At 58.2% G+C, this 8928-nt stretch carries 7 protein-coding genes; 5 read left to right on the forward strand and 2 right to left on the reverse strand.

Annotated elements, in window-relative coordinates; translation table 11 throughout:
• Window positions 1-1213 precede the first annotated feature (1213 nt).
• Window positions 1214-2347 (reverse strand): aldo/keto reductase, encoded by a 1134-nt coding sequence (locus tag IK083_10400; GenBank protein ID MBR4749964.1) that lies wholly within the window; start codon window positions 2345-2347, stop codon window positions 1214-1216.
• Between the two features lie 10 nt (window positions 2348-2357).
• A complete protein-coding gene (locus IK083_10405; GenBank protein ID MBR4749965.1) occupies window positions 2358-4073 on the reverse strand; it encodes a glutamate mutase L in 1716 nt (571 codons plus the stop codon).
• Window positions 4074-4201: 128 nt separating this feature from the next.
• Here IK083_10405 and IK083_10410 point away from each other — a divergent pair, with 128 nt between their 5' ends.
• The 5 genes from IK083_10410 to IK083_10430 form a co-directional block, all read left to right on the forward strand.
• The gene (locus IK083_10410) at window positions 4202-5515 is read left to right on the forward strand and encodes a phenylacetate--CoA ligase (GenBank protein MBR4749966.1); all 1314 of its coding nucleotides are present in this window, start codon (window positions 4202-4204) and stop codon (window positions 5513-5515) included.
• 15 nt (window positions 5516-5530) lie between these two features.
• A complete protein-coding gene (locus IK083_10415) occupies window positions 5531-5932 on the forward strand; it encodes a hypothetical protein (GenBank protein ID MBR4749967.1) in 402 nt (133 codons plus the stop codon).
• A gap of 58 nt (window positions 5933-5990) precedes the next feature.
• The gene (locus tag IK083_10420) at window positions 5991-6779 is read left to right on the forward strand and encodes a UbiA prenyltransferase family protein (protein ID MBR4749968.1); all 789 of its coding nucleotides are present in this window, start codon (window positions 5991-5993) and stop codon (window positions 6777-6779) included.
• Window positions 6776-7246, forward strand: a complete 471-nt coding sequence (locus IK083_10425) for a tRNA (cytidine(34)-2'-O)-methyltransferase (protein MBR4749969.1) — start codon at window positions 6776-6778, stop codon at window positions 7244-7246. The genes IK083_10420 and IK083_10425 overlap by 4 nt, the downstream gene beginning before the upstream one ends.
• A 62-nt stretch (window positions 7247-7308) precedes the next feature.
• Window positions 7309-8928: leucine-rich repeat protein (locus IK083_10430; GenBank protein MBR4749970.1), on the forward strand; the 1620-nt coding region annotated here is incomplete at its 3' end.

The raw sequence follows: 8928 nt of genomic DNA on the forward strand, positions 1-8928 counted from the left end.
ATCGTATATGAACGCCGAGGCGTTATATCCAATGTGGAAAGCTATCCTAAATAACTTTGCTGCCGGCAATGCCGGCCGTTAAAACTCATTCACCACACTTACACTGTTCAGCTTTCAAAGAACGCCGGCGGAAGGGGTGCCTTGCGTCGGCAAATATTATTATACTCTTTCTCAGAGTGGAAAGTCAAGAGAAAAAGGCGCATTTTTGCAATTTTTCTTGTGGGAGGGAGTGTGAGAGCGTCCGTGACGTAGAGGATGATCTCTCTGTCCCATTCAACAACAACGTCATCTCGGCGGTGAGGGCTACTCGAGCTCTCACCGGTAAGAGATCCCCTGAGAAAGAAACGCGAGCCACCGGCTGCGGACCAGCTCAACGGGACAAGAAGAACAATGATAATAATTGCCTTTTGCGGGCGCGCAGCGCCTGCAAAAGGCAATCTCTCTCCGTCAGAACCGCGAGCCCCTGTCTGCGGACCAGACCGGGGTGGGAGGGGCGTTATTCGGGGTCCCCGAAAAATCGCAGATTTTTTGGGGTATAAAGCCCCTGCTCAAGCCGAAGGGCAAGCGTCGCCGTCAAGCGCAAGGCGGAAAAGGCAGAAATGCAGCTTCTTTTCTGCCCCGCCGCAGAGCGCAGACCTGAGGCGCAGACGGGTGCAGGGCAGCCGGCCCTGCTCGCTCTCACCCCACAAAATCATTCGATTTTGCGGGGGCCCCGAGGAGAGTGGTCCGGAGACGAGCTGTTCAACCCGGGCGGGTGTGTACGGGGTCCCCGGCGAAAAAAGTTTCGCTGGGGCAAAATATGCAATACCCGCGAAAAAAAGGGGGGTATGCGAAGGGGGGAAGCCCCCCTTGCCAGAAAGAGCCGTGGAACGGCACTAGCTAAAACAAGCTGTTTCAGCTACCGAATGGGACTTGCGCATGTCCATTACACTCTCCTGTACCGAGGACCGGTCCCTCCCATCTGCCGCCTCCGGCAAGCCGGAGAAAACGGACCGCCCAATCGAGGATACGCTCTGATCGTCAATACCCCGACAATCGCAAGTACTACAACACAATTTATATGACAGGGAGACGCCCCGGCCACAGTCGAGAGAGCAATAATGCGCCCGGATAATTATCCCCGTCGGTCGCGGGAGCGACCGACGGGGATAAAACAACCACCGGCCCCTGCAGGATCCCCGATCCCGCAGGGGCCATGATACTCATTAGCAGCCTACACCCTGATCTTCCCCGCCAGGTCTGCCAGCGCTTTGGCTATCTCCAGTCCCTGAGGACACACAGCCTCGCAGGATTTGCAGCCGATGCAGGCGGAGGGCCGCTTTTCCTTGGGATAGCTCATCAGAGCCATGGGAGCCAAAAAGCCTCCTCCGCTGAAGGTGTGCTCGTTGTAGAGGGCCAGCAGGTCAGGGATATTCAGCTCCCGGGGGCAGTGGCTCACGCAGTATCTGCAGGCAGTGCAGGGCAGAGTCTTTTTGCCCGTCATCTCCCCCGCTATGTCAAAGAGGGTCTGCCGCTCTTTCCCGGACAGAGGCTTGTCCTCGGAGAATATATCTATATTTTCCTCCACCTGGGCCATGTCGGACATGCCCGACAGTGTGACGCACACCTCCGGCACCGACTGGATGAACCTGAAGCACCAGCCCGCGGCGGACTCCTCCGGCCTCAGCGCCAGCTGCTTTTTGCGGGCTTCCTCCGACAGTCTGAGCAGCATGCCGCCCCGCACCGGCTCCATGACCCAGACAGGCAAGCCCAAGCTCCTGCACAGCTCCACCTTGGCCCCGGCCTTCTGGAAATGCCAGTCCAGCCAGTTGAGCTGGATCTGACAAAACTCCATCCGGTCGCCGTATTTGGCCAAAAATCGCTCCATGACCTCCAGGCTGCCGTGGACCGAAAAGCCCAGATGCCTGATGCGGCCCAGGTCCTTCTGGCGGCTGAAATAGTCGTATATGCCGTATTTGGGGTCCAGATACTGCTCTATGTTCAGCTCGCACACGTTGTGTATCAGATAAAAGTCAAAGTATTCTCTCTCGCACTTCCTGAGCTGCTCTTCGAATATCCGCTCAGCGTGGGGCATGTTCGACAGGTCGTAGCCCGGGAATTTGTCCGCCAGATAGTAGCTGTCCCTGTCGTAGGGCCGGAGAGCCTCGGTGATGGCAGTCTCGGAGTTGCCGCCGTGGTAGCCCCAGGCGGTGTCGTAGTAGTTGACGCCCTGTTTCATGGCGTAGGCCACCATTTTGTTCACCAGCTCTCTGTCCGGCTCGTTGTCGTTGCCTCCCTTCACGGGCAGGCGCATGGTACCAAAACCCAGACGGGACAGCTTTGTCCCGGCAAAATCAGCATACAGCATATACGTCTCCTTATAGTCCTCTCAGATCCGCAAAGGCTCCGCAGACTCCCGCCGTGAGGGTAAAGTCCACTGCCTTGCCTTTTCCCCGTCCGAAATCTGCCCGGATGCCCGGCGTCAGTCTGGCGGGATATTCTCCGGGCTCCAGCTCCAGCCGCGTCAGCCGTCCCCAGGGGAGCCTCATCTCTCTTCCGTCTATCTCCAGGATAGCCTCGCCCTTCAGCCGGGGGCAGCGCCCCACCGGACTGATGACGTGGCCCAGCCTGACGATACAGTCTTTTTCAAACACCTGAGCCGCCGCTTCGGGATTTACCGAAGACAGGACTCCCAGGTGAGGTATCATGAATATGGAGTCCACCGCCAGCATGGTGATCCCCCTGGGACCAAAGGCGTCTATGAGCATCCGCGCCGCCTGCTCTCTCTGCGGCGCGTGGCTCAGCACTCCTCCGCTGCCTATGATCAGATCCACCGCCGGCATCTGCACCAGAGTCTCTCCGGTCTCCTTCTGGTCCACTATCTCCCCCATCTGCCTCACGGTCTGCACTCCCACCAGCGAGCGGGCCAGGCTCTTGTGGTGCTCCAAGCTCATCCGCAGGGCCTCTATGGCCGCCGCCTGCTCTATCTTCAGGTCCTCCCGGGTCATGGGTATGATGGTAGGCCTGATCATCTTGTTGCGGAGCACGTTGCGCAGGGCCTCGTCGGATATGTCAAAATCCAGATGGCGCTTGATGTTCTCCGTCCCCGCTTCGTAGAGCACGTTGCCCATGGAATAGCTCATGCCCAGATTGGCGCTCACGGTACGGGTATAGGCTCCGCCCATGACCGAAAACACGTCGGTGGTGGCGCCGCCTATATCCACCGCCAGCAGGTTCTGCCCCGTGTCGGCAGAGTAGCGCCTCACCATCTTGCCAAAGGCGTTGGGAGTGGATTCTATGTCCGCCGACACCCAGCCGCTGAGCTTTCCGTAGCCGGGGGCCTGCTGCATGACGTGCTCCAGAAACAGCTCGTGGATGGCGTTCCTGGCTCCGTCCAGATTTTCCCGGTCCAGAGAGGGGCGTATGTTGTCCACCACCTTCAGGGACACAGTATCTCCCAGTATGGAGGCCACTTCTTCCCGGGCTTCCCTGTTGCCCGCATATATGACCGGCAGCTTCAGGTCCTGCCCCAGGCGGGGCTTGGGGTCCGCCGCCATGATCATCTCGGCCAGGTCCAGCAGGTGCCTCTTGGTGCCTCCGTCCGTGCCGCCGCTCATCAGTATCATATCCGGCCGGCTCCGGCGGAACCTCTGTATCTTTTCAAAGCTCTTCTTGCCGTCATCCACGGAGATGGTGTCGATGATGATGGCTCCGGCCCCCAGAGAAGCTCTCCGGGCGCTTTCGGCGCTCATGCTGCTCACCACTCCGGCAGCGATCATCTGGAGACCGCCTCCCGCAGACGAGGTGGACAGATACACGTCGGCCCCGGCGCCGTCCTTCTCCGGCACTATGAGCCTGCCGCCGTCCAGCAGCTTGCGTCCGCTGGCCGCCTCCAGCTCGGCCACGGCGTTCAGCACGCCTATGGTCACGTCGTCAAAGGGGCTTTCCACCGTGGTAGGCGCCTCGGCTCTGGCAAAGAGCCTCCATTCCCCCTCCACACGCATTATGAGCAGAGCCTTGGTAGTGGTGCTTCCGCAGTCTGTGATGAGAGCTGAATTCATATTGTCTCCATATCCCGCTTCGTTTGCTTTCATAACTCTATTATAAGATATTCCCGGGAGATTAGTCAATCTGCGGGTTTGTATTTTTGCCCGGTATGTAGTATAATATAATCAGAGATAATTATTTATTGTCAAATATACGATTTGCGCAAGAGGAAAATATGTCTGCAGAAAAAGACTTGACCGGAACACGGTTCGAATGGATGTCCAGGGACGAGATCACGGCCTGGCAGAACGAAAGACTTCCCATCATCATCAGACAGGCGGCCAAAAGCCCCTGGTACAGCAAGGTCTTTGCGGAAAAAGGCATCGACCCCGAAGATATAAAAGGTCTGGAGGACCTCTCCCGGCTCCCCTTTACCACCAAAGCCGACCTGAGGGAATCCTATCCCGACGGCATGCTGGCAGTCCCCAAGTCCGAAGTGATCAGGATGCACACCTCCAGCGGCACCACCGGCAAGCCCACCGCCATCATGCACACGGCCGAAGACCTGGAGAACTGGTCCGAGATCATGGCCCGCTCCATGGCCATGGCAGGCTTTACCAAGGACGACGTATTTCAGAACATGTCCGGCTACGGTCTATTTTCCGGCGGTCTGGGCATACATATGGGCTCCGAAAAGCTGGGCATGTGGACCATACCCGCTGCCGCAGGCAATACAGCCCGTTCGCTGATGCTCATCCGGGACTTCGGCGTCACCGGCGTCCACGCCACTCCCTCCTATATGATGCACGTGGCCGAGGCCATGCTCCAGAGGGGCGAGAACCCCAGAGACCTGCCTCTGAAGAGAGCCATCTGCGGCGCAGAGCCCTACACCGAGGAGATGAGGAAAAAGCTGGAAGAGCTCTATGACATGAAGGTGTTCAACAACTACGGCCTTTCCGAGATGAACGGCCCCGGCATAGCCTTTGAATGCCCCTACCAGACAGGCATGCACCTGTGGGAGGACAGCTACATCATGGAGATCATCGACCCCGTCACCCTGGAGCCGGTGCCCGACGGCGAGACCGGAGAGCTGGTGCTCACCAACCTGCGGCGCATGGGCATGCCTCTCATCCGCTACAGGACCAGAGACCTGACCCACATAATCCCCGGCGAATGTCCCTGCGGCAGAATACACAGACGCATAGCCCGCTTTGTGGGCAGAAGCGACGACATGCTGGTCATCAAGGGCGTCAACGTGTTCCCCAGCCAGATCGAAGAGGTCATCATGCGCAAGCCCTGGCTGGGAGGCAATTACCTCATCACCCTGACCACCAAGAAGCAGCTGGACGACCTGGCTCTGGACGTGGAGCTCAACAGATCCATGTTCGATGGCAACATGGACACCCTGCGCAGCCGCAAGGCGGAGCTGGAAGCAGACCTGAAGGCTCAGCTGGGCTTTGGCGTGACCGTGAACATCGTGGAACAGGGGACCCTGCCCACTTCCGAAGGCAAGGCAAAGCGCGTATTAGACAAGAGAGAGGGTATATAAATGTGGAATTTAGTTGTGGCATTAGCTGAAAACAAGCCCGGCAGAGTGGCCAACATAGCCGATATACTGGGCAAGAACGGCATCGACATACTCATGACCGACATAGCCGACGAAGGACAGTACGGCGTGGTCCGTCTGCTGACCGCCAATCCGGACAAGACCCGGAACATCCTTTACAACGAAAACGTCACCGCCGCCCTTACCAAGGTGGCGCTGGTGGAAATGCCCGACGAGCCGGGAGTGCTGGCCGGCCTGATGAAGATACTGGCCGAAGAGCAGATCAACGTCAAGCAGGTCATGGGCTGCATACTGGAAAGAGGAAAAAGAGCAGCCTTTGTCATCATTACCGACGGCGATCCCGCCTACGCCGAAGAAAAGCTGGCGGGGCGGGGAGTCAGGATCCTTGAGGAAATATAAGCTCCCTGCTCTTCTGAGGATCAAACAGTGGAGCAAAAGCCTGTTGGTTTTTGCTCCAATGCTTTTTGCCCGGGCCTTTGATCCGGGCTCGCTGTGGAGGACCTCGGCGGCCTTTGGAGCCATGTGTCTCATGTCCTCCGCCGTGTATATATTCAACGACCTCAGAGATCTGGAGGAGGACATCCAAAACCCTCTGAAGCAGCACCGTCCCCTGGCCTCCGGAGCCGTCGCTCCGGGCGCTGCGGCGACAGTGGCCATCATATGCGCCTTCCTCTCCATGACCATTGCCTGTCTGCTGGGCGCCGGCTGCGTCCGGGTGCTGGGAGTCTTTCTGGCCCTCAACGTGTGCTACACCCTGAAGCTGAAGCAGCTGATGATCATCGACGCCATGTGCATAGCGGCAGGCTTTGTGCTGAGGCTCCTGTTGTGCGGAGCGGCCATAGACGTGCCCGTCACCGACTGGCTGTGCGTGGTGATGTTTTTCCTGTCCCTGTTCATGGCCTTCGGCAAAAGGAAGTGCGAGCTCAGGCAGGCCATCTCCTCCAGACGCAAGGTGCTGTCCCACTACACGGAGCAGCAGCTGGACAGGCTCATGACGGCCACCTGCACCATCACCCTGGCAGGCTACACTCTGTTTTCTCTGGACCTGAGCGTCATAGCCAAGATAGGACCGCATCTCTATTTCACTGTGCCCATAGTGGCCTACGGCCTGTTTATGTATTCGGCCATCATAGACAGGAGCGAGGACGGAGACCCCAGCACGGTGTTATTCAGGGAGACGCCTCTGAAGGCGGCCTTTCTGCTGTGGCTCACGGGCTGCATCGTGATCATGCTCTGGCACCTATGACCAATCTGAACATAGTGCTCTACGCCCCGGAGATACCCCAGAACACGGGCAATATAGGCAGGACCTGCTATCTCACCATGTCCTCTCTGCACCTCATAGAGCCTCTGGGCTTCCGCCTCTCGGAAAAAGCAGTGAGGCGGGCGGGGCTGGATTACTGGAGCAAGCTGGACGTCCGGGTGCACCCATCTCTGGAGGCGTTTTTGCAATATGCAGACACCGACCGGATATTTCCGGCCACCACCAAGGCGGCGAGGCCGTACACCGAGGCCCGTTTTTGCAAGGGGGATTATATAGTGTTCGGCAGAGAGTCGGCAGGTCTCCCCGCGCCCTTCCTGGAAGCCTATCGGGACAGGGCCGTCAGGATACCCATGCACCCTCTCTCCGACCGCTCGCTGAATCTGTCCAACGCCGCCGCCGTCATCATGTACGAGGCCCTCAGGCAGATGGATTTTGCCGGCCTGAGGTAAAGGGGCCCCGCTCCTGCACGGAGCCCGACAGTAAAAATATCGATAACATCGAGGAGTAAATTTTGGATCTTTTAAACAACGTAAATATAGACAAGATAAATGCGGCCATCAGGGAAGCCATCCAGACAAAAAAGGAGATATCCTCTCTGAAAAAGGAAGCGCTTCAGATGTCCAAGGACGCCATCGAGCTGGCGGAGAGCGGCAAGAGCGCCGCAGCGGAGGCAGTGCTGTACGCCTCGGCGAGAAAGATCAACAGGATCAAATCCTATCTCCGCACGTCGGTCATATCTCTCCACTTTCAGAGCGATCTCCTGTATTCGGTGGAAAAGGAATACTGCGAGGCAGTCATAGTCTGCTACGTGATGACCAACCGGGAGATCCCCGGCTATGAGGAGCTCAGCGTGGATCCGCTGGTGTTCATCCACAGCTTCGTGGAAGCGGTCAGCGAGCTGGGCAAGATCAACGAAAAGCTGGAAAACAGGAACAGGATCACCGCCAACAAGCTGGCCATGCAGGACATCACCGTCCGTCTGGAGGAGCTGAAGCATTTTGCGGGCAGCGTCACCGGCGACATAGACAACCAGCTGGACAAGCTGCGCCACAAGATCTACACGGGCAAGACCGACGTGGACATCACTCCCGAGGACGCCCTGCTGCTTGCCACCGAGCCCGAAGAGATCCCCGAGCCGGAGATCATCGAGCCGGACACCGAGGCCAACAGGGCCGTCATGACCGAAATGTCCCGGATCATCTCCGGGGTCAAGACTCAGTCCGACTCGGATCTGAGAGACTTCAAGAAGACCTGGACCAAGGTGTCCGAAAACCTGCGCACCGGCCTGATAGAGACCAACAACGGCAAAAAGAGCCCTCAGAGCGACTCTGCCAGGTCCGAGTTTGAGACGGAGGGCCAGACACTGAAGAGCTACAAGGGCAAGAGCCAGACCGTGGAGATACCCAAGGGCATCAGGGTCATCGACGCCAACGCCTTCAGCGGCTGCAAGGAAGTCCAGACCATCAAGATACCCGATTCCGTAGAGGAGATCCGCCCCTACGCCTTCACCAACTGCAAGAATCTGTCCGCCTTCGTGGTCAACTCGAGGAACAGGCATTTCAGCCAGGCCATGGGAGTGCTCTACAACAAGGACAAGACAGCTCTCATATGCTATCCCTCCAACGACAAGACCAAGCACAAGAAGAGACTGCCCGACACCCTCACGGCCATCTGCGAGGGAGCCTTTGCCTACTGCAAAAATCTGGAAGTGCTTAATCTGACGGACACCATCACCGACATACACAAGTTCGCCTTTACCCATTGCTACAACCTGACCATACAGGCCCCCGAGGGATCCATGGGCTGGAAATACGCCAAGGACCACAACCTGCTGAAGTCTGACGGAGCAAACAGAAGACAGCAGCAGCAGTCCGCGCCTCAGGAAAAGCCTGCCAAGCCCGCCGAGCCCCAGAACGACCTGGGCTACTATTTCAGGGAGATAGACTCCCAGCCTGCTGCCGGAGGGCAGTCCGAGCCTGACGAGACCGCCGGGACGGCCCCCGGGGAAGAGCCTGCCGCGGACGTCGCCGCCGAGACTCCTGCCGCCGACCTGCAGGCGTCCGACTACGAAGCCTCCGAGGCTCAGTCCGAGCCTACAGAAGAGGAGCCCGTAGAGGAACCCATAGAGGAG

The organism is Abditibacteriota bacterium, from assembly GCA_017552965.1.
In the GTDB taxonomy this organism is placed as follows: Bacteria; Armatimonadota; UBA5829; order UBA5829; family UBA5829; genus RGIG7931.